Source organism: Nocardiopsis moroccensis (genome assembly GCF_055763695.1).
This window is the reverse complement of sequence record NZ_CP199747.1, coordinates 3,006,101-3,025,372: the sequence shown is the minus strand read 5'-3', so window position 1 is coordinate 3,025,372 and position 19,272 is coordinate 3,006,101. Positions and strand designations below refer to the sequence as shown.

At 71.6% G+C, this 19,272-nt stretch carries 20 protein-coding genes; 9 read left to right on the top strand and 11 right to left on the bottom strand.

Going from position 1 to position 19,272, the window contains the following annotated elements:
- Window position 1 precedes the first annotated feature (1 nt).
- Window positions 2–583, bottom strand: a complete 582-nt coding sequence (locus ACUKCB_RS13480) for an RNA polymerase sigma factor (protein ID WP_473040830.1) — start codon at window positions 581–583, stop codon at window positions 2–4.
- Window positions 584–896: 313 nt separating this feature from the next.
- Between ACUKCB_RS13480 and ACUKCB_RS13475 the strand changes: the two genes are divergently transcribed.
- Window positions 897–1,388 (top strand): DUF3145 domain-containing protein, encoded by a 492-nt coding sequence (locus ACUKCB_RS13475; RefSeq protein ID WP_473040829.1) that lies wholly within the window; start codon window positions 897–899, stop codon window positions 1,386–1,388.
- 30 nt (window positions 1,389–1,418) lie between these two features.
- Here the strand turns inward: ACUKCB_RS13475 and ACUKCB_RS13470 are convergent, their stop codons facing one another.
- The 4 genes from ACUKCB_RS13470 to ACUKCB_RS13455 form a co-directional block, all read right to left on the bottom strand.
- Window positions 1,419–1,880, bottom strand: a complete 462-nt coding sequence (locus ACUKCB_RS13470) for a DUF1707 SHOCT-like domain-containing protein (protein WP_473040828.1) — start codon at window positions 1,878–1,880, stop codon at window positions 1,419–1,421.
- 127 nt (window positions 1,881–2,007) lie between these two features.
- Window positions 2,008–2,796, bottom strand: coding sequence for a 3'(2'),5'-bisphosphate nucleotidase CysQ family protein (locus tag ACUKCB_RS13465; RefSeq protein ID WP_473040827.1), 789 nt, complete (start codon window positions 2,794–2,796; stop codon window positions 2,008–2,010).
- A complete protein-coding gene (locus ACUKCB_RS13460) occupies window positions 2,793–3,854 on the bottom strand; it encodes an ATP-grasp domain-containing protein (protein WP_473040826.1) in 1,062 nt (353 codons plus the stop codon). Before ACUKCB_RS13460 ends, ACUKCB_RS13465 begins: the two co-directional genes overlap by 4 nt.
- A 235-nt stretch (window positions 3,855–4,089) precedes the next feature.
- Window positions 4,090–4,620, bottom strand: a complete 531-nt coding sequence (locus tag ACUKCB_RS13455) for a YbhB/YbcL family Raf kinase inhibitor-like protein (RefSeq protein WP_473040825.1) — start codon at window positions 4,618–4,620, stop codon at window positions 4,090–4,092.
- A gap of 238 nt (window positions 4,621–4,858) precedes the next feature.
- On the opposite strand from ACUKCB_RS13455, the gene ACUKCB_RS13450 reads away from it, so the two are divergent.
- Window positions 4,859–5,824, top strand: coding sequence for an LLM class F420-dependent oxidoreductase (locus ACUKCB_RS13450; RefSeq protein ID WP_473040824.1), 966 nt, complete (start codon window positions 4,859–4,861; stop codon window positions 5,822–5,824).
- A 63-nt stretch (window positions 5,825–5,887) separates the two neighbouring features.
- On the opposite strand, the gene ACUKCB_RS13445 is transcribed toward ACUKCB_RS13450, so the two are convergent.
- The gene (locus ACUKCB_RS13445) at window positions 5,888–7,105 is read right to left on the bottom strand and encodes a PucR family transcriptional regulator (RefSeq protein ID WP_473040823.1); all 1,218 of its coding nucleotides are present in this window, start codon (window positions 7,103–7,105) and stop codon (window positions 5,888–5,890) included.
- A gap of 437 nt (window positions 7,106–7,542) precedes the next feature.
- Between ACUKCB_RS13445 and ACUKCB_RS13440 the strand changes: the two genes are divergently transcribed.
- The 3 genes from ACUKCB_RS13440 (at window position 7,543) to ACUKCB_RS13430 (ending at window position 9,587) form a co-directional block, all read left to right on the top strand.
- Window positions 7,543–8,049, top strand: a complete 507-nt coding sequence (locus ACUKCB_RS13440) for a lumazine-binding domain protein (protein ID WP_473040822.1) — start codon at window positions 7,543–7,545, stop codon at window positions 8,047–8,049.
- 137 nt (window positions 8,050–8,186) lie between these two features.
- The gene (locus tag ACUKCB_RS13435) at window positions 8,187–8,510 is read left to right on the top strand and encodes a putative quinol monooxygenase (protein ID WP_473040821.1); all 324 of its coding nucleotides are present in this window, start codon (window positions 8,187–8,189) and stop codon (window positions 8,508–8,510) included.
- A gap of 27 nt (window positions 8,511–8,537) precedes the next feature.
- A complete protein-coding gene (locus ACUKCB_RS13430; RefSeq protein WP_473040820.1) occupies window positions 8,538–9,587 on the top strand; it encodes an aldo/keto reductase in 1,050 nt (349 codons plus the stop codon).
- A 39-nt stretch (window positions 9,588–9,626) separates the two neighbouring features.
- On the opposite strand, the gene ACUKCB_RS13425 is transcribed toward ACUKCB_RS13430, so the two are convergent.
- From ACUKCB_RS13425 to ACUKCB_RS13415, 3 genes are all read right to left on the bottom strand, one after another.
- Window positions 9,627–9,974 carry a hypothetical protein gene (locus ACUKCB_RS13425; protein WP_473040819.1) on the bottom strand — a complete coding sequence of 116 codons (348 nt, stop codon included), beginning with the start codon at window positions 9,972–9,974 and terminating at the stop codon, window positions 9,627–9,629.
- A 299-nt stretch (window positions 9,975–10,273) separates the two neighbouring features.
- Window positions 10,274–10,558: a hypothetical protein gene (locus tag ACUKCB_RS13420; RefSeq protein WP_473040818.1), complete on the bottom strand. Its 285-nt coding sequence runs from the start codon at window positions 10,556–10,558 to the stop codon at window positions 10,274–10,276.
- Between the two features lie 156 nt (window positions 10,559–10,714).
- Window positions 10,715–11,929, bottom strand: a complete 1,215-nt coding sequence (locus ACUKCB_RS13415; RefSeq protein ID WP_473040817.1) for an acyl-CoA dehydrogenase family protein — start codon at window positions 11,927–11,929, stop codon at window positions 10,715–10,717.
- Between the two features lie 536 nt (window positions 11,930–12,465).
- Here ACUKCB_RS13415 and ACUKCB_RS13410 point away from each other — a divergent pair.
- The gene (locus tag ACUKCB_RS13410; protein ID WP_473040816.1) at window positions 12,466–14,280 is read left to right on the top strand and encodes an AMP-dependent synthetase/ligase; all 1,815 of its coding nucleotides are present in this window, start codon (window positions 12,466–12,468) and stop codon (window positions 14,278–14,280) included.
- A gap of 76 nt (window positions 14,281–14,356) precedes the next feature.
- On the opposite strand, the gene ACUKCB_RS13405 is transcribed toward ACUKCB_RS13410, so the two are convergent.
- Entirely contained in the window at window positions 14,357–15,205 is an 849-nt protein-coding gene (locus ACUKCB_RS13405) for an LLM class F420-dependent oxidoreductase (RefSeq protein ID WP_473040815.1), read from the bottom strand.
- A 231-nt stretch (window positions 15,206–15,436) separates the two neighbouring features.
- Here ACUKCB_RS13405 and ACUKCB_RS13400 point away from each other — a divergent pair, with 231 nt between their 5' ends.
- Window positions 15,437–16,231, top strand: coding sequence for a winged helix-turn-helix domain-containing protein (locus ACUKCB_RS13400; protein WP_473040814.1), 795 nt, complete (start codon window positions 15,437–15,439; stop codon window positions 16,229–16,231).
- 24 nt (window positions 16,232–16,255) lie between these two features.
- Here ACUKCB_RS13400 and ACUKCB_RS13395 read toward each other — a convergent pair whose 3' ends face one another.
- Window positions 16,256–17,143, bottom strand: coding sequence for a LysR family transcriptional regulator ArgP (locus ACUKCB_RS13395; RefSeq protein ID WP_473040813.1), 888 nt, complete (start codon window positions 17,141–17,143; stop codon window positions 16,256–16,258).
- A gap of 93 nt (window positions 17,144–17,236) precedes the next feature.
- On the opposite strand from ACUKCB_RS13395, the gene ACUKCB_RS13390 reads away from it, so the two are divergent.
- Window positions 17,237–17,959, top strand: coding sequence for a LysE/ArgO family amino acid transporter (locus ACUKCB_RS13390; protein WP_473040812.1), 723 nt, complete (start codon window positions 17,237–17,239; stop codon window positions 17,957–17,959).
- Between the two features lie 129 nt (window positions 17,960–18,088).
- The gene (locus ACUKCB_RS13385) at window positions 18,089–19,198 is read left to right on the top strand and encodes a helix-turn-helix domain-containing protein (protein WP_473040811.1); all 1,110 of its coding nucleotides are present in this window, start codon (window positions 18,089–18,091) and stop codon (window positions 19,196–19,198) included.
- Window positions 19,199–19,272: the final 74 nt, after the last annotated feature.

Here is a 19,272-nt window from a genome sequence, read left to right as displayed (position 1 = left end):
TTCACGCACGCCTTTCGTTCGGTTCTCTGGTTGCTCTGAGGGAGCGGCGGAGCTGGCGGAGCAGGTGTCGCCGCTGGTTCGGGGTGGTCCGGTGGGAGAGCGGGCGGGTGTCGGGTGAGTCGTCGAGGTAGTGCCGTGCGACCCGGCGGTCGACCGGGTCGGTGAGTTCTCCGATGGCCCGGTGCAGTTCGGCGTGCCTCTCCTTGAGCAGGTACTCGTGTTCGGGGTCGGTCCGGTGGTGGAGGTGCTCGGCCAGGGCCAGGGGGTCGACCGGGAGGAAGCGCCGCCGGTGCTGCCGCTGTCGGCCGCAGGCCGTGTGCGCCGCCCGGCTCAGCCAGGCGGCGAGCAGGTGCGGGGAGTGGAGCCGGGGCAGGTTCTGGTTGAGGCGGAGCCAGACCGTCTGGACGGCGTCCTCGTGGTCCTGCCGGGGGAGCCCGTAGGAACGGGCGATCCGGTTCACCATGCCCAGGTGGCGGTCGACGATGGCCTCCCACGCGTCCGCGTCCCCGTGGCAGGCGCTCAGCACCAGTTCGGCGTCGGAGCGTGGGACGTGCTCGGGGCCGGTTGTGGCCGGAACCGACAAGAAAGTGGTGGAAACATACCCTGAAGTGCGCGAATGGGTGTTTTCTGATGTTGGTTTCGGGGGGTGGATGTCTCCGTGCGACTGGTCTGGCACATCCGCCCCCACTATGATCGAACTCCCTGTCGCCGCCTGTGGCACACGCTAATCTCTGGGCGCTCCGGGCGCGGTGGGAACGCTGGAAAATACCAGCGTGCGAGATGGTTCCCAGGGTGCCCTTGGGGCACAATGGGGCAAAAGGCATTCAGGCGGGTATGCAACCTTCTCGTGGTACGAGGGCGTCGGGGAAGCGCACTCGTTCGTATCAGGAGGTTCGGTGTCCGCACGTGGCGTCTTGTACGTCCACTCCGCGCCCGCGGCGCTGTGCCCACACGTCGAGTGGGCGGTCGCGGGTGTTGTTGGAGTACCCGTGAAACTAGACTGGGTCGCCCAACCGGCGGCACCCGGCCACCACCGTGCCGAGCTCAACTGGCAGGGGAAGCCGGGGACCGCGGGGGCGGTGGCCTCCGCGTTGAACGCATGGCAGCGCCTGCGCTTCGAGGTGACCGAGGAGGGGTCGCCCGGCTGTGACGGTACGCGTTACAGCTACACGCCCACCCTCGGCGTGTTCACCGCCATCACCAGTGCCGCCGGTGAGGTCCTCGTACCCGAGGGCAGGCTGCGCGCCGCCATGGCCGCGGCCGCCGACGGCCGCGACCTGGCCGACGAACTCGACCGGCTCACCGGACGCGCCTGGGACGAGGAACTCGAACCCTTCCGCTACGCGGGTGACGGCGCCCCCGTGCGCTGGCTGCACGCGGTGGGCTGAGCGGGGGGCGGTTCCGGCCGCGCGCCCCGGTCAGGGCGGTTCCTCCCCGCTGGGCCAGATGGCCGAGGCCAACAGTACGGCCGCCCAGATCCCCAGGGGGACCAGCGGCCAGTACGGTACCCACTCACCGCCCAGAAGACTGGAGCCGGCCCACACCCCGGTCAGAAGCCCGGCCACGCCCAGCCACCACCGCCACTCCTCGCCCCACTCCTCCCACGGCACGAGCGGGCCCTGCGGCGCGGGCCCGGTGCGGCGCTCGCGGTGCGGCCTCGGCTGTGGGACGGGGATTGGCGCGCGGGCCCCCGGGAGGTCCGCTGTCAGTGAGCGGAGCTCGCCGAGCAGGACCGCGCTCAGCGCCGTACCCACTCGGCGCTCGTACTCCTCATGGTCCAGACGGCCCTCGGAGAAGGCCACCGCGAGGCGGTCCACCGTCAGGTCCCGATCGGTGTCCGAGGCTCGCATCCGGTCCATCGGCAGACGTCGGGTCTCCACTTCCCACCCCCCGAAGGCGCGAGTTGGTGACCACACGATACGCGCCGTGCCCGGCGCGCGAAAGGGAACCGCGAAGGCAGTTCGAACGGCCCGCTCCGAGCTCGCCGAGGTGCCCTGTCCTCGCAGTTCAGAGCGTTGCCCACCGGGCCACGGTGCGACATGTCGACGGGTCGGCGGCACCCACCAGACCGGTGTGCTCGAAGGCCCCCCGGTAGCTGAAGCCGGTACCGTCCAGACGCGTCACCAGACCACCCGTCTCCGCCAGGACCAGACCGGGCGCGGCCACGTCCCAGTCACGCACCGGGACGTCCTTGACGAACAGGTGGGCGTGGCCCTCGGCGATCCTGCACAGCTTCAACGAGATGCTGCCGCTCTCCAGGTACTCGCCGTAACCGAACCGCTCGTAGACGCGCCGGGCGATCCCCGTGGGCTCGGGGGTGTTGTCGGTGAGCACCCCGTGCCCCGGCGGGGTGGGCGGGTGTACGGGCAGGGGGCGGCCGTCCCGGCGGGCGCCCCGGCCGCGCACGGCCGTGTACAGGACCTCGCTCTCGGGTGCGAAGACCGCCGCCACCTCGGGGTGCTCACCGATGACCAGGGCGGCCTGGGTGACGTACCCGTCGAACCCGTGCACGTAGCTGGCGGTTCCGTCGATCGGGTCGATCAGCCAGTACCGGGGCGGGCGCCGGTGGCTCAGCGACGCGGGGTCCTCCTCGCTCACCACCGGGATCCGGCCGTCGATCGCGCTCAGCCGCCGGGAGAGCGCCCGGTGGGCCATCGCGTCGGCCTCGGCCTTGAACTGGCTGCCCTCCCACACGCCGCTGCGGGCCCTGGGGTCCCGGCGCCACTCGCGCAGCAGCCCACCGACCTCCACGACCGCCGCGGCCACCGCCGAGGCGAGGGGGTGCGGGCCGGTCACCGTGCACGCACCGGGGCGCTCGGGGGCCGTCCGCCGACGGTCGCCGCGCCCGGCGGGGCGGGTTCCCCGCCGTCGGGGGCGGGGGCCGGGGCGGGGGAGATCCCGTGCGAGGCGAACTGCTCCTCGCTCAGGAACTCGTCCGTCCACCGGCGCACCATCGCCACGCCCTCCCGCCAGTCGTCGTCCAGCCGGGGCCCGCCGCACACGGCCTGCCGCAGCAGACCGGTGATCTCGTCGACCCCGGCGGCCGCGGTGAGCGCCGCCGTAGAGGAGAACCGGGGGTTGATCTCGAAGATTCTGGGGCGCCCCAGCCCGTCCAGGCACAGTTGGACGTTGAACGGCCCGTCCGCGCGCAGGGCGCTCTGCACCGCCCTGCAGACGCGGACGACCCCGTGGTCGCGCCTGGTGACGGCGTACCTGGTGACCCCCTGTTTGAGCACGACCTCCTTGGGCACCACCGCCTGCACCTCGCCATCGCGCCAGACCACGACCGAGACCGTGTACTCGGGGCCGGTGACGCGTTCCTGCACGATCAGTTCGTCGGCGGCGTATCCGCTCTCGGCGACCGCGCGGGCCACGTCGCGTGCGGATCCGACGGTCACGACACCGCGGCTGCCCCGTCCGCTGCGGGGTTTGACGACGAAACCGCCGGAAGGGGGGTCGGTGGCGCCGGTCGGCCACTCCGAGGCGAGCCAGGTGCGGGGCACCCCGATCCCGGCCCCGTCCAGCCGTCGCATGAGGGCGTACTTGTCCAGGCAGCCGACGACGAAGTCCGGGCGGGGCAGCAGTACGGCCACCCCGTCCCCGGCGAGTTCGCCCACCGGGACGAGTTCCTCGTCCACCAGCGGAACCACGGCCACGGACCCCTCCTGGGCGCACAGGGCGCGCATCCGGGGCAGGAAGGCATCGCTGTCGCCCGGGGGCACCAGGTAACCGCGGTCGGCCAGGTAGAGGCCCGGGGCGGCGGGGTCCACGTCGGTGGCCACCACTCGGAAACCGTGCTCACGTAGGTGCAGGATGGTTCCGGGCGTCGGAGCGGAACCCGCTGTCGTGACCACGACGGTCGGTTTCCTCGAAGGCTGCTGTGGCACCGGTCGAACCCTTCCAGGCGTGTTCCGAGCGAATGGACCGAGCCTAGACGGGGGTGGGTCCCCGGGGCTTGTGAATGGCCGAATGCGGTTGTCGGGTGAACCGAACACGCCCTGGCGCGTGTCCCCTCGGCCCGGGCGGGAAAGGGCGGAGGGCGGGCGGCGCGCCGAGCGCACCGCCCGCCCCCGCGGTCGACCTGGTCTGTTACCGCTGCTCGTACGTGGGCGTGATGATCGCCCGGCCGAGCGTGTGCGAGAACAGGTTGAAGCCGAGAAAGGCGGGGCTCGCGGAGGAGTCCACGCCCAGGCTCGCCACGTCCACCGCGTGTACCACGAAGAAGTACCGGTGCGGGCCGTGCCCGGCGGGCGGCGCGGCACCGATGTAGCGGTGGCTTCCGGCGTCGTTGCGCAGGGTCACGGCCTGTTCCGGCAGTCCGGAGCCGTTGCCCGCGTCGGTCGCCAGCTCGGTGACCTCCACGGGGATGTCGCAGACCGCCCAGTGCCAGAAACCGCTCGCGGTCGGGGCGTCCGGGTCGAAGCAGGTGACGGCGAAGCTCCGGGTCCCCTCGGGGAACCCGCTCCAGGCCAGATGCGGTGAGGCGTCCTCGCCCCCGGCGCCCATGATTCCGCTGACCTGTGCCTTGGGCAGGGTCTGTCCGTCCACCACGTCGTCGCTGGTGACGGTGAACGCGTCGACCTCGGGCAGGAAGTCGTAGGGGGAGGGTGGCTTGGCCACGGCGATGGCCTCCTTCGTTCTCGTGGATGTCCGTACCGGCCGGGACGGCCGGGTACCTACGAACATACGCCCCATGGGACCCGTGCGTCGGGTGCAGCACACGTCGTGCCGGGAGCGCGCGGGGCGGCGTAGGGCGGACTCGGTCTTCTGCGGTGACCCCGGCGGCGGGTACCGTCGTGCCCATACCGAACACGAACCGGGTTCGGTTTGTAAGACCGGTCCACTGACAGGAGTCGCCATGACCGACCGCTGGGGCATCACCGTTCCCTTCGAGGGCATCCCCCTGGCCGACCAGCGTCCTCTCTTCGAGGCGCTGCCCGATCTCGGCTACACCGACGCCTGGTCCGCCGAGGCCAACAGCACCGACGCGTTCACGCCGCTGGCCCTGGCCAGCGTGTGGGCGCCGCGGCTGCGCCTGGGCACCGCGATCGTGCCCGCCTACACACGCGGCCCGGCGACCCTGGCGATGAGCGCCGCCACGATGGCCGCAGCCGCGCCGGGCCGTTTCGCGCTGGGCGTGGGCACCTCCTCCAACGTCATCGTCGAGCGTTGGAACTCCATCCCCTTCGAGGAGCCCTACAAGAAGGTCCGCGACACCGTGCGCTTCCTTCGCGAGGCGCTGACCGGACAGAAGGTCAAGGCCGACTACGACACCTTCTCCGTGAAGGGGTTCACCCTGGGTTCGGCGCCCGAACAGCAGCCGCCCATCCTGGTGGCCGCGCTGCGCCAGGGCATGCTGCGCCTCGCCGGGCGCGAGGGTGACGGCGCGATCATCAACTGGCTGTCCTCGGAGGACGTGCGCACGGTCGCCCCGATCGTGCGCGAGTTCGGCGAGGACAAGGAGATCGTCGCGCGGATCTTCGCCATTCCCGACACCGACGCCGACACCGCCCGGGAGATCGGCCGGTGGGCGATCTCGGCCTACCTGAACGTGCCCGTCTACCGGGCCTTCCACGAGTGGCTGGGCAGGGAGGAGCTCGGTCCCATGTGGAAGGCGTGGGACGACGGTGACCGCAAGGGCGCGCTGGCCGCGATCCCGGACTCCGTCGTGGACGATCTCATCGTGCACGGCCCAGCGGAGTACTGCAGGGAGCGGATCGAGGCCTACGCGCAGGCGGGGGTGAGCACCCCGATGATCGCCCCGATCGGCCCGCCCGGTCAGGATCCGGCCGCGGTGATCCGCGCACTGGCGCCCCGGGGCTGACCCGGAGGCCGTGGATGTTCCCCGCGCACCGGTGTGCGGGGAACATCCCGACCGTTCGGTATGTCATTCGTTCAGCGAGGGTCCGAGGAGCCTGCGCGCCCGCAGCACCAGTTCCAGCTCGAACCGCGCACCCGGCTCCCGCAGACGCGCCCCGAACAGCTCTTCGAGCTGCCGCATCCGGTACCGCACGGTCTGCGGGTGGATCCGCAGCCGCTCGGCCGCCTCGTTGGCGTTGGAGCCCGACGCCAGCCAGGCCAGGAGGGTGTCGGCCATCCGCTCCCGCTGCGGCGCCCGCATACCCTCCAACGGGGCCAGCCGGGACCGGGCCATCTCCGCCACCAGCTCCGTGTCCCGGGACAGCAGCAGCTCCGGCAGGTGGTCGTTCCACCGCAACACCCCCCGGCCCGACACCACCCCGGCGCGTACCAGCTCCGCCAGTTCCCGGGCCCGGGACAGCGACACCGGGGCCCGCTCCAGCGGCACCGTCGGCCCCAGTACCGCAGGGGACCCCCGCAGCGAGCGCTCCAGGGAGCGCAGCCGACCGGGCCCCTCCGGATCGGGTACCAGGGCACACGGCTCCAACCGGTCCAGGTCCGCCAACACGTCCGAGGGCAGCACCGGCGCAGCCCCCTCCACCGAGTCCTCCCGGGGCAGCAGGGCCACCGCCACCCGTTCGGGCACCCGCCACCGGGCCGCGCGGGCCAGGGTGGACAGCGCCCGCGGGTCCGGCTCCGTTCCGGACTCGGCCAGCAGTACCTCCAGCAAACGGGACCGTCTGCGCCGCAGCGCCTCCACCCCGACGCCGCGCACCTGGGCGTGGCCCTCGGCGGCCGCCGTCGAGATCTCCTCCTGGAACGCGAAGATCGCCTCGCCCAGGGCGGCCATCTGGTCCCGGTCGATCGACTCGGCCCGCGCCAGCCGCCGCCACGCCGCAGCCACCGACGTGCGCATGCCCGTGTGCAGGCACTCCAGGGTGCGCCCCTGTCGGGCCTCGCCCGCCCCGAACGCGCGGAAGGTCTCCGTGACGGTGTCGGAGCGCTCCGAGGCGGGGCCGTCCCCGAGCCGGTCCAGGAAGGCGTGCACGGCGGTGCCGATCGCCTGCCTGATCGTCTCGGTGTGCGCCGGGTCCAGGGGGTGGGAGTGGGCCTCGGCCCGTCGGCGGATCCCGTCCACGGCCTCCTCGGTCAGGTGTGGGACCAGGGGGCGGAGCCGGGCCCCCAGCGCCGGGGGCAGGACGGTGGCGGGGGCGCCCCGGGGTTCGGCCCGAAGTCGGTACGACATGTCACCTCCGGCGCGGACGCACAGCGGAACCGCTCGGCCACGTCTACGCGTGCACCGAGTCCCCGACGCACGCCCGCGCGTGCACCGATTCCTCAGGCACACCCGCGCGTGCACCGAATTTCCCAAGCACGCCCGCGCGTGCTCTGTGCGCCAATGGATGCCGTGATGCCGGTCACCCGCATCCATGACATCAGAGGTCGCCCCCGCGGACAAGCCCCGGCCCCGGTGAGGGGGCCGGGGCCGGCGGGCCGGTGCGCGCGGGACCGGCCCGCACGCACCCGTACCGCCGCTCCGGTCGGGCGCCCCTGCCTGGTCAGGGCTGTGTGTACGTGCCAGGTACGGGTACCCATGGTCATCAATCGGGTGAATGCGGTAACAATAGTGCGGTGCGGACGTCCGCCGCTGATCGACCCCACCCGCTCCCGGAAGGCAGCCCCATGCGACGCACCATCCTGTGTTCCCTGTTCCTGACCCTCGCCCTCACGGCCTGCGAAGGCGGGGAGGAGGCGCCCGCCGACGACACCGCCGGCGGGTCGGCCGCGGAAGAGTCGGACGTGTCCGCCGAGGCCGAGGCCGAGGCCGCCGAGTCGGCCCGGACCGTGGCGGAGGGGTTCGTGGCGGCCCTCGTGGCCGGAGACGGCGAGGCGGGCTGCGCCTTCACCGACGAGGGCGCCCAGTCCGCGATCACCGACCAGAGCGAGGACGCCCAGGACTGTGCGTCCGCCTTCCCCGACTACCTCGCCGAACTGCCCGGCGCGCAGGACGCGGAGGGCTTCGAGGTCGGCGAGGTCACCGTCAGCACCGACCTGGACGGCGAGACCCTCATCGCCAGCGTCGAACTGCTCCACCCCGAGGAGGCCCCCGGTGCCCTGGAGGTACGGGAGGGCGAGGACGGGCAGTGGCGCGCCACCCGCGTGCCCGGCGCCGCCCTCGGCGGGGCCTGACCGGCCCCTGCGTGAGCGACGGAACACCCCGTCACCGGCTCCGTCGGGGTTCCGCGCGTGCGCGCTCTGCAAGAGTGGTGATCCGTGGGGCACGGCACGACCGCGTGCCCCGTGGCACAACACGAAGGAGATCCGGGATGATCCTGATCGTCGTCAAGTACCGGGTGAAGCCCGAGGCCGTGGACAGCTTCCTCGACGAGGTCGCCGACTTCACCGCGGCGACCCGCGCGGAACCCGGGAACCTGTGGTTCGAGTGGTCCCGCAGCGTCGAGCGCGACGACGAGTTCGTGCTCGTCGAGGCGTTCAGGGACGGTGCCGGTGAGGCCCACGTCAACAGCGACCACTTCAGGGCCGGCCTGGCGTCCATGAAGCCGCTGCTGAAGGAGACCCCGCTGATCGTCAGCCGGGTGGTCGAGGGCGAGGGCTGGGACCGCATGGGCGAACTCACCGTCGACGAGTAGCGGCACGGCTGGGAAGGGGAGCGGACGTTGGGCACGTACGTGGCGGACGAGGCGCGGTACGACTCTTTGGAGTACCGGAGCTGCGGCAGGAGCGGGTTGAGGCTGCCGAGGCTGTCGTTGGGTCTGTGGCAGAACTTCGGCGGCGACCGGGACCTGGAGGGGCAGCGCCGGATCCTGCGCCGCGCCTTCGACCTGGGTGTCTTCCACTTCGACCTGGCCAACAACTACGGTCCGCCGCCGGGCAGCGCGGAGGAGAACCTCGGCCGGATCCTGGCGCGGGACTTCGGCCCCTACCGGGACGAGCTGGTGATCACCACCAAGGCCGGCTGGGTGATGGGGCCTGGGCCGCACCAGCAGGGCGGTTCGCGCAAGTACCTGCTGTCCTCGCTCGACCGCTCCCTGGACCGGATGGGCCTCGACCACGTCGACGTCTTCTACAGCCACCGGCCCGACCCGGACACCCCGTTGGAGGAGACCATGACGGCCCTCCACCACGCGGTGGTGTCCGGGAGGGCCGTGTACGCGGGCATCTCCTCCTACGGGCCGTCGCTGACCCGCAGGGCGGCGGCGATCATGCGCGACCTGGGCACGCCCCTGGTCGTGCACCAGCCCTCGTACTCGATGCTCAACCGCTGGGTGGAGGACGGCCTGCTGGACGTGGCCGCGGACGAGGGCATGGGCGTGGTCGCGTTCTCGCCCCTGGCGCAGGGGCTGCTGACCTCCCGCTACCTGGACGGGTCGGTGCCCGCGGACTCCCGTGCCGGGGTGGGGCGGCCCAGCTGGCGGGGGAACATGCTCACCGACGAGGTGCTGGGGCGGGCCCGCGCGCTCGATCGGATCGCGGCCGAACGCGGCCAGACCCTGGCACAGATGGCGATCTCCTGGGTGTTGCGCGATCAGGGGCCGCGCACCGTCACCACCGCGCTGATCGGGGCTTCCAGCGTGGAGCAGCTGGAACAGAACCTGGGGGCGGTGGACTCGGCGGGGTTCTCCGACGAGGAGCTGCGCGAGATCGACCGGTGGGCGGTCGACTCCGACGTCAACATCTGGTGGGGCGCCACCGCCTCCAAGGACTGACTCCGACCGGGCCCGTCGAACGGACCGCGGACCGCGCGGTCAGCCGAAGACGGCGTAACCGATGAGGAACCCGAACGCCAGGGCCACCACCACGGCCGCCACCGGCCACAGCGGTCTCCTGCCGCCGGAGGTCGCCGTCAGGTCCGCTGGTTCGGCCTCGGGCCCCTCGACGGCCCGTCCGGCGGGGGGAGCCTGGGGCTCCTCGCCGCTCTCGCCGCCGGACACCGGCGTCTCCGGGTTCCGCGGGACCTGTGACGCCCTCTCGGTCGGGACGAGACCGGTGGCGTCGGTCGAGGTCCCGGGGGTGTCGCTCTCGTCCTTCCGGCCGGACAGGGGACCCCTGCCGGTCATGTGCCGTCCGCCGCTCATGTGGGCGCCGCCGCTCATGTGGGCTCCGCCCAAGGTGTGTTGACCGCCGGACATGTGGGAGTCCGGCGTCGACCGGTCGTCTCCCCGGTCCCTGCCATCCGCCATACCGTTCGCCTCCGTGGTGTCGAGGGCCGAACCCGTTCTCCTCACGGACTGCCCCGGCAGACGCTTCGAAACCTCCTGGCCGCCCCTCCGCCCGGCGGAGCGGGTTCCCCGCAGCGGGTTCGCGGTGGCCGAAAGCCACGGGGCCGGGGCGCGGGCCGTTCGCCGCGCGGAGGCCACCACCGTCGTCCGCGCCGCCTGAACGGCCCCGGCCCCTACCGTTCGGAGGCGTCCCCCTCGTCCCCCGGGGCGCGCCCCTCCCGGGGCTTGCGCTCGGAGCCCTCGTCGGGTTCGTCGGGGACGGGCTCCGTCGGGTCGGGCTCCTCGCCCCAGCCGGTCGGGTACCTCTTCCCGTCGGGTACCTCGTCCCAGTAGTCGGGTGAACGGACGGCCTTCTCCGCCTGGCGTTGGACGATCCAGAAGATCCCCAGCACCAGGAAGATGACGGCGATGGGTACGGCCACGGCGATCAGCGGGCCGAACGCGGGCAGCTCGAACACCGGCCTCACCTCCTTGCCCCGCGCCTACCCGCTCACCCGTGCCCTCACCCATCGCGGCGGGCGCGGGCACGGGGAGGCCCCGCCCCGTCCCCAGTGGGGCGGGGCAGGGCCCGAGGGGGCCGGTCCGGCGACCGTCCCGGGCGTCACGGCAGGGTGTTACCGGACGGGCAGGCCGGTGACGGTGCGGCCGATGATGAGTTTTTGGATCTCGCTGGCGCCCTCGAAGATCGTGTAGATGGTGGCGTCGCGGTGCCAGCGCTCGACGGGGTACTCGCGGGTGTAGCCGTTGCCGCCGAGGATGCGCAGGGCGTTCTGGGTGACGAAGGTGGCGGTCTCGGAGGCGAACAGTTTGCTCATGGAGCCTTCGGCGTTGTTGAAGTCCTTGCCGTTGCGGGCCATCCAGGCGGCGCGCCACACGAGCAGGCGGGCGGCGTCGATGCGGGTGGCCATGTCGGCGAGCAGGAAGGCCACGCCCTGGTTGTCACCGATGGGCTTGCCGAACTGCTCGCGCTGGGTGGAGTAGTCACGGGCGTACTCGTAGGCGGCCCGGGCGCAGCCGACCGCCATCGCGCCGACCGTGGGCCGGGTCGCCTCGAAGGTCTTCATGGCGGCCTGGCCCTTGGAGCGTTTGCCCTCGCGGGCGCGGGCGAGGCGTTCGTCGAGTTTGTCCTTGCCGCCCAGCAGGCAGGAGCCGGGGACGCGGGCGTCGTCCAGGACGACCTCGGCGGTGTGCGAGGCGCGGATGCCGTGCTTGGCGAACTTCTGCCCCTGGGACAGCCCCGGGGTGTTCGGCGGGATGACGAAGGAGGCCTGGCCGCGGGAGCCCAGTTCCGGTTCGACCGCGGCGATGACCACGTGGACGTTGGCGATGCCGCCGTTGGTGGCCCAGGTCTTGACGCCGTTGAGGACCCACTGGTCCTTGGCCTGGTCGTAGACGGCGCGGGTCCTGATCGCGGAGACGTCGGAGCCGGCGTTGGGCTCGGAGGCGCAGAACGCGGCGAGTTTGACGTCGTCGGCGGTGCCGAACATCTGCGGCGCCCACTCACCGACCTGCTCGGGGGTGCCGGTCTTGCTCAGTGACGCGGCGGCCAGGCCGGTGCCCATGATGGACAGGCCGATGCCGGAGTCGCCCCAGAACAGTTCCTCGATGGCCACCGACATGCCCAGGCCGCTCTCCTCGAAGGCCTGGGTGGCGAAGAAGTCGAGCGAGTACAGCCCGATCTTGGCGGCCTCCTGGATGATCGGCCAGGGGGTCTCCTCGCGCTCGTCCCACTCGGCCCCGGCGGGGCGGATGACGTCCTTGGCGAACCCGTGGGTCCAGTCCCGGACGTCGCTGATCTCTTCGGGCAACTGGAGGGAGAAGTCGGGCATGGGGGTGGCTCCTTGGCAGGTCGGACTGGGGTGTTACCGGCGGTTACCCACAGGTGTTACTCATGGGTAGCACTCCGGTTTCCGAACTGTCCAGGCGTCGGGGGCCTTCGCGCGCGAGGGTGACGCGGCAGTAGGGGAATCCGGTGGTTCCGCGCCGGAAAAGGGGTGTTGTCGCATTCTTTCCCCTGATCCGCCCGGGGAAAGCGTTCTCGCCCGAGTCCGGAGTCCCCGTGCCGAACGAACCGGGGCCCGCTCCCGGGTCCGCGGATCCCGTGCCCGGGTCGAGCTCCCCCCGGGTCGGAAGCCGCGTCTCGACGCTCGACCAGGAACGTTTTGGCGCGGCCGGGGAGGTCGGGGCGACCGGGGGAGTCATCACCAAGGATTTCTCGCCCTGTTTATGCCTTGTGGGGCCCATGGGGCTCAAGGGCTCTTTTCCGGTGGTCTGGAAAATGCGAACGCTTTTCCCGGGGCTCTCGAATGGCTAGGCTCTCGTGTGTCCTAGATCACATCTTCGAGGAAGCCGTTCAGGAGAACCCATGACCTCCGTACCCGGCACCGCGGACGCCCCCACGCACCGCACCCTTCCCGAACTCCTCCTGCGCAACGCCCGGGAGTACCCCGACCGTCCGGCCCTGTCCTGGCGTGAACCCGGGGCCACCGACTGGACCACCCTCACCTGGGCCCGGGTCCACGAAACCGTCTCCACCCTCACCGAGGGGTACGCCGCCCTCGGCGTCCACCCCGGCGACCACGCCCTCATCATGATGGGCAACCGGCCCGAACACTGGCTCTCCGACCTGGCCCTGGTGCACGCCGGCGCCGTCCCCAGCACCGTCTACTCCACCTCCGCGCCCGAACAGGTCACCCACATCGCCCGGCACAGCCGCGCCCGCCTGGCCGTGGTCGAAAACGCCGAGACCGCCACCCACTGGGAGACCCTCCTCAAGGACCCCGACACACCCCTGGAACGCCTCGTCGTGGTCGAGGGCGCCGACCCCGAGCGCGGCCACACCCCCTACGCCGCCCTCGCCGCAACCGTCCCCGCGGGCGCCGCCGACCGGTGGCGCGACCTCACCCCCGACTCCCTCGCCACCGTCGTCTACACCTCCGGCACCACCGGGAACCCCAAGGGCGTGGCCATCTCCCACCGCAGCGTCCTCGCCCAGGCCAACGCCCTGGACCGGGCCATCGAGGTACCCGAGGACCCCGTCCACGTCTGCTACCTGCCCCTGGCCCACATCGCCGAACGGCTGCTGGGCCTGTACATGCCGCTGGTGCGCGTCTCCCACGTGTGGATGTGTGCCGACCCCACCGCGGTGGCCGGGGTCCTGCCGCAGGTGCGTCCCCCGCACTTCCTCGGTGTGCCCCGGGTGTGGGAGAAGTTCGCCGGGGCGGTCCAGGCGGTACTGGCCGGCCTGCCCGGGGAACAGCGCCAGGCCGTCGACCGGGCCCGGGCGGTCGCCACCGCCTACGTCGAACACCTCGAACGCGACGGCGAGGTCCCCGCCGACCTCGAACGGCGCTACCAGGACGCCCGCTCCGCCGTCCTCGAACCCCTCCTCGCCAAACTGGGCCTGGACCGCGTGGTCCTGCCCTCCAGCGCCTCGGCACCCATGCCCCTGGACGTGGTCCGCTTCTGGGCCTCCCTCGGCATCGTCGTCATGGACGCCTGGGGCCTCACCGAGTCCGTGGGCGTGGCCACCATGAACGTGCCCGGAACCGGGAGCTTCCGGCTCGGCTCGGTGGGCCGACCCATCGAGGGCGTCCAGATGCGGCTGGGCGAGGACGGCGAGGTGTTCCTGCGCGGCGACACCCTCTTCGACGGCTACCTCCAGCCGGACGGGTCGGTACGCCCCGACACCGACGCCGAGGGTTGGTTCGCCACCGGCGACGTCGGCCGGGTCGACGAGGACGGCTTTCTGTGGATCACCGACCGCAAGAAGGAACTCATCGTCACCTCCGGCGGCAAGAACATCTCACCGGCCCTGGTGGAGAACACCCTCAAGGAGCACCCGCTGGTCGGGCAGGCCTTCGCACACGGCGACCACCGGCCCTACCTGGTGGCGCTCCTCGTACTCGACCCCGAACTGACCCCGCTGTGGGCCTCGTCCCAGGGCATCGGGGCGCAGGGGGAGGAACTGGCCGAGCATCCGGAGGTCCTCGCCGAGGTCGACCGCGCCGTCCAGACCGCCAACGCCCGCCTCAGTCGGGCCGAACAGGTCAAGCGGTACCGGGTGCTGACCGGGGAGTGGGGGCCGGACACCGGTGAGCTGACCCCCTCTCTCAAACTCCGCCGCCGCGTGGTGGCGGACCGCTATGCCGACCAGTTGAACGCCCTCTACCAGGACTGATATCGCGGCGTGGGGGCGCTCCCGGCAACGGAGCGCCCCCACGCGAGGCGGCCGGGCCCAGCGGGCCGGTCGATCTTCAGGAGGAGAGCAGGGGGGCCAACCGGGCCAGGGTGCCCAGCCGGTCGCACTCGCCGGGCAACGGCTGGACCACGACGTGGTCGGCCCCGGCCGCCAGGTGCGCGTCCAGCGCGGTGGCCGCCTCCCGGGCCGACCCCTGGGCCACGAGGGCGTCCACCAGGGCGTCGCTGCCGCCGTCGGTCAAATCCCCGCTGGTGAACCCCAGCCGCTCCAGGTTGGCTGCGTAGTTGCGTATCCCCAGGTAGAAGGACATGCCCTCGCGTGCGGCCCGCCGGGTTCCGGCCGAGTCCCCACCCAGCACCGCCTTGTGCTCGACGGCCAGCAACGGCCCTTCGCCCAGTACCTCCCGGGCGGTGCGGGTGTGCTCCGGGGTGACCAGGTAGGGGTGGGACCCGGCCGCGCGTTCAGCGCTCAGCCCCAGCATCCTCGGCCCCAACGCCGCCAACACCCTGCGGTTCCCCGGGACCCCTTCCGTTTCCAGCACGTCCAGGTACTCCCGCACCCCGTGCAGGGGCCGGACCGCCTCACCGCCGTCGGTCTCCCGGTGCCCCGCCCCGATCCCCAGCAGGAATCGGCCCGGGTACGCGGCCTCCAGCCGCCGGTAGGCGTCGGCGACCTCCTCGGCGGGTGCGGACCAGATGTTGACGATCCCGGTGGCCACCGCCAGCCGGGACGTGGCCGCCAACGCGGTCGCCACCGGCTCCAGTTCGGAGGTGGGCGAACCGCCCACCCACAGGGTGCCGTAGCCCAGGCGCTCCACCTCGGCGGCCACGTCCTCGTCGACGTACTGGTGCGGCAGCCACACACCGTGCCTGCCCAGTGCCACCGGTGTCGCGTCCAGGCCCATGGGTTCTCCTCGATGCGCTCGCTGTCCTCGGATCGGTGCCCTCACCAAACTACGGCGGCGGGGCGGACGGCACGACGACCGCCTCACCCCGTGTCCGGTCCCGTTCGGAGGCGGCGCAGGTCGCCCCGGTGCCGTGGTTCGCAGATCCGCCGCCGCTCCGCGCGGTACGCAGTATCCTTCAACGCACAGGCCCGGCCCCGTGCGGCTCCCCCCGCCCCCTGGAGACGGCACATGCGCGCGTTCCCCCCGAGCGAGGACCCCGACCAGGTCATCACGGTCCAGCAGGACTACGACAGCGACACCCCCCTGGGCACCCACCACCTGGAAGCGGGCCAGGTCCGTACCTTCGGCCGCGGCGGACGCAACCGCCGGGTCGACATCCGACTGGCCGACGAGGACCGGGCGGTGTCCCGGGTGGCCGGGGAGATCATCGCGCGCGGCGACCACTGGCGGATCAGCAACCTGAGCCCGACCAAGTCCTACGTCGTGGAGAACACCGAACGCCTCGCCGGTTTCCTCAAGGTCCCACCGCACACCCAGGGGATGCTGGTCCCCTTCGAGACCTCCCGGGTCCTCGTCCCCGGGGGCCGGGGCGAACACGGTTTCCTGGTGATGGCGCCCGCGGCCTGCAGCAGCATTATGGTTCCCGGCGCGGACGAGGACCCGTTCGTCGCCCAGGACCCGGACGACACCGCCGCCGAGCACACCGACGTCCGCAGCTTCCGGATCGACCGCCTGCACACCTACTACCGTGTGCTCGTGGCCTTCTGCGAACCCCGGCTGCGCGACCCCGGCACCCGGTACACGCCCACCCAGGTCCAGGTGGCCGAACGGCTCGGCCTGTCCAAGGCGGCGGTCAACTCCCACATCGACTACCTGCTCAGGAACAAGTTCCAGGTGGAACCGGGGGAGGCCCGCCAGGGGCAGGACTGGCGGGTGGACGTGCTCACGGAGAAGGCGCTCCACTTCGGCCTGGTCACCGACGGGGACCTGTCCGTGCTTCCCGACCCCCAGGGTTCGCGGTAGCCGTACGGCACCGGCCGGGGCGGATCACATCGGGTGCAGGCGGGCGGCGGCTCCTTCGCGCACGCACCGGGTGACCTCGTCGAGCAGCGGTGAGCGCAGGTTCCAGCGCTGCCAGAACAGTCGGACCTCCACCGGGTGCTCCGGGGCCAGCGCCACCAGCCTGCCGCTCTCCAGGGCCCGCGCGCACTGGTGCTCGGGGACCGCGCCCCACCCGAAACCCAGCAGTACCGTGCGCGCGAAGTCCTCCGACGCCGGAATGTAGTGGCGCGGCCCGTGCGAACCCTCCCCGGTCAGGTCGCGCAGGAAGCGGTCCTGCAGATCGTCCTTGCGGTCGAAGTTCACCACCGGCGCCCCATTGAGCCCCTCGACCCCGCGCACCCCGTGACGCTCGGCGAACCCCGGGCTGCACACCGCCTGGTAGCGCAGCACCCCCAGACCCTCCACGGAACACCCCTGCACCGCTTCCGGCGTGGAGGTCACCGCGGCCATCACCGAACCCGAGCGCAACAGCCCGGTGGTGTGCTCCTCGTCCTCGCGGTGGATCTCGAAGACGGCGCCCAGTTCCGGGGGGAGTTCGGAGAGCGCCTCCAGGAACCAGGTGGACAGGCTGTCGGCGTTCACGGCCAGGGGCACGTGGTTGCGGTTCTCCTCCCCGCCGTGGCGCAGTTCGGACAGCACGTCCTGGTCCAGCAGCAGCACCTGGCGGGCGTAGCGCAGTACGGCGTCGCCCGCCTCGGTGGGCACCACCGGGTTGGTCCGCTGTACCAGTACCTGGCCCGCGGTCTGCTCCATGGTCCGGACCCGCTGCGAGACCGCGGAGGAGGTCACGTGCAGGCGGCGGGCGGCCGACTCGAAGGTGCCCTCGTCGACGAGGGCGGTCAGTGTGCGCAGGTGATCGAACTGGAAGGGCATCCACGGGCTCCTGACGTGCGTTCATAAGGAGTGCTTAGGGGTTCTGAGAAAGTTTAGCTTTACTGTATGGCGCAGATGGGGGAGGCTTCTCCCGTGAACGAAACCCTTCTCCCCGCACTGATGGGCATGGGCACCGGCCTGGCGCTCATCGTCGCCATCGGTGCCCAGAACGCGTACCTGCTCCGGCTCGGCATCGAGGGCCGGTCCGACACGGTCCTGGCGGTGGTGCTGCTCTGCGCGGTGTCCGACGCGCTGCTCATCACCGCCGGGGTCGTGGGCATCGGCGGGCTGGTCGAGGCCCTGCCCACGGCGATGGTGGTCATCCGGCTGCTCGGCGCGGGCTTCCTCGTGGTGTACGGCCTGCTCGCCGCCTGGCGGGCCCTTCGGCCCGGGCGGGCCGAGGCCCTGGTGCCCACGGAGGACGTTCCCGCCGGGGACGTTCCCGGGACCGAGCCGGGGCCGGCGGAGAGCGGTTCGGCGGTCCGGGCCGCCACCCGCGAGCGCACGAGTACCCGGAAACGCACCGGCACCAGGGCCGCGCTCGTCACCGCTTTCGCTCTGACCTGGCTCAACCCGCACGTGTACCTGGACACCGTGCTCTTCCTCGGATCGGTCGCCAACCAGCAGGCCGGGGACGCTCGCTGGTGGTGGGCGGCCGGGGCCGTGACCGGGAGCTTCGTGTGGTTCTTCTCCCTGGGTTTCGGGGCCAGGTTGCTTCGGCCGGTGTTCGCCCGCCCGGGAGCCTGGCGGGTGCTCGACGGGGCCATCGCGGTTCTCATGCTCACCTTGGGCGTGCGCCTGGCGCTCGGGAGTTGAGGCCTATGGCTCGCTCTGCTCCCCGTGCACTCGGGAACGGTTCCGGGGAGATGTTGCTTTCGGGGCGGGACGTGAAGCGATCCGGAGTTCCTTCGACAACGGTCCACTTGATGTGTGAAAATCACACACATGGACAAGTTGGCCCTTGGGAAGCGCATTGCTCAGGCCCGCGAAGACGCGGGTATGACCCAGGAGGAGATCGGCCTTGCGGTAGGGCTCGACCGGAGCGCGGTCAGCAGGCTTGAGAAGGGCGAGCGAAAGCTGAGCGTCCCTGAACTCGTCGCTGTCGCGAACCAGCTCGACCGCCCTCTCGCCTACTTCGTCACCGAGCCGGTGCCCGCGGCGGTGAGTCGGCGAAGCGACACCGTGCAGGCCCACGAGACCACATGGGCCCTCGACTCAGAACTCGAACAGTTCGCGGCGGACGTCCGGCTGTGCCTGGAGATGGGCCTGCTCACGCCGATGGCGCGCCCCAAGGATGCGTGCACTCCGAAGACTCACGAATCCGCGGAGCGCATGGCCGGGCTGGTCCGGCGGCGCCTCGACATGGCTGACAAACCTGTACGGGATCTCGGTGCGGTCTGCCAGCGCCTCGGGCTGTACACGTTCTCCTCACCACTGGGCGGGAACGGCCCCGACGGTGGCTGTGTTGAGGTCACCGACGGCTCGGAGACTCTCGGGGCTGCGGTGATCAACGGTGACGCTCCTGCTGGGCGCCGTCGCATGACTCTGGCGCACGAACTCGGCCACTGGCTCTGCGGCGACGCGTACGACGCGCGAGTGTCCTCAGGCAGCGAAAAGATGATCAACTCGTTCGCAATCCACTTTCTCGCTCCGCGCGCCGGCGTCAGTGCGGTTTGGAAACAGCACGCCAGCTGGACTGTTCGGGAGAGGGCTCTCGCGGTCGGAGCGTCGTTCAGACTGAGCTGGTCCGCCGCTCTCGGACAACTCAGAAACCTCGGGCTCATCAGTTACGACGAGCACGGATCCATGAACCAGGAGGATCCGCGAGCCGGAGACTACATGCGCCTCGGCCTGTCCTGGGACAACGAACTCTCCAGTCCTTACGTCTCGCCAGGCTTCGCGGCGGCTTGCGTGAACGGCTACACATCGGGCCGTCTGACGGCCGACCGGACGGTCGAACTGATGCGGGGGACACTCGCCGCCGAAGAACTGCCACGTCAGGACCCCCTATCCCTGGACGACCTCCGCGTCTCGTTTGCGGGGCACGATGACTGATCCACGCAGGTGGGTGATGGACACAAGCACCTATACGCACCTTTGTCGCGCTGGCCACGCGGACATCATCGAGA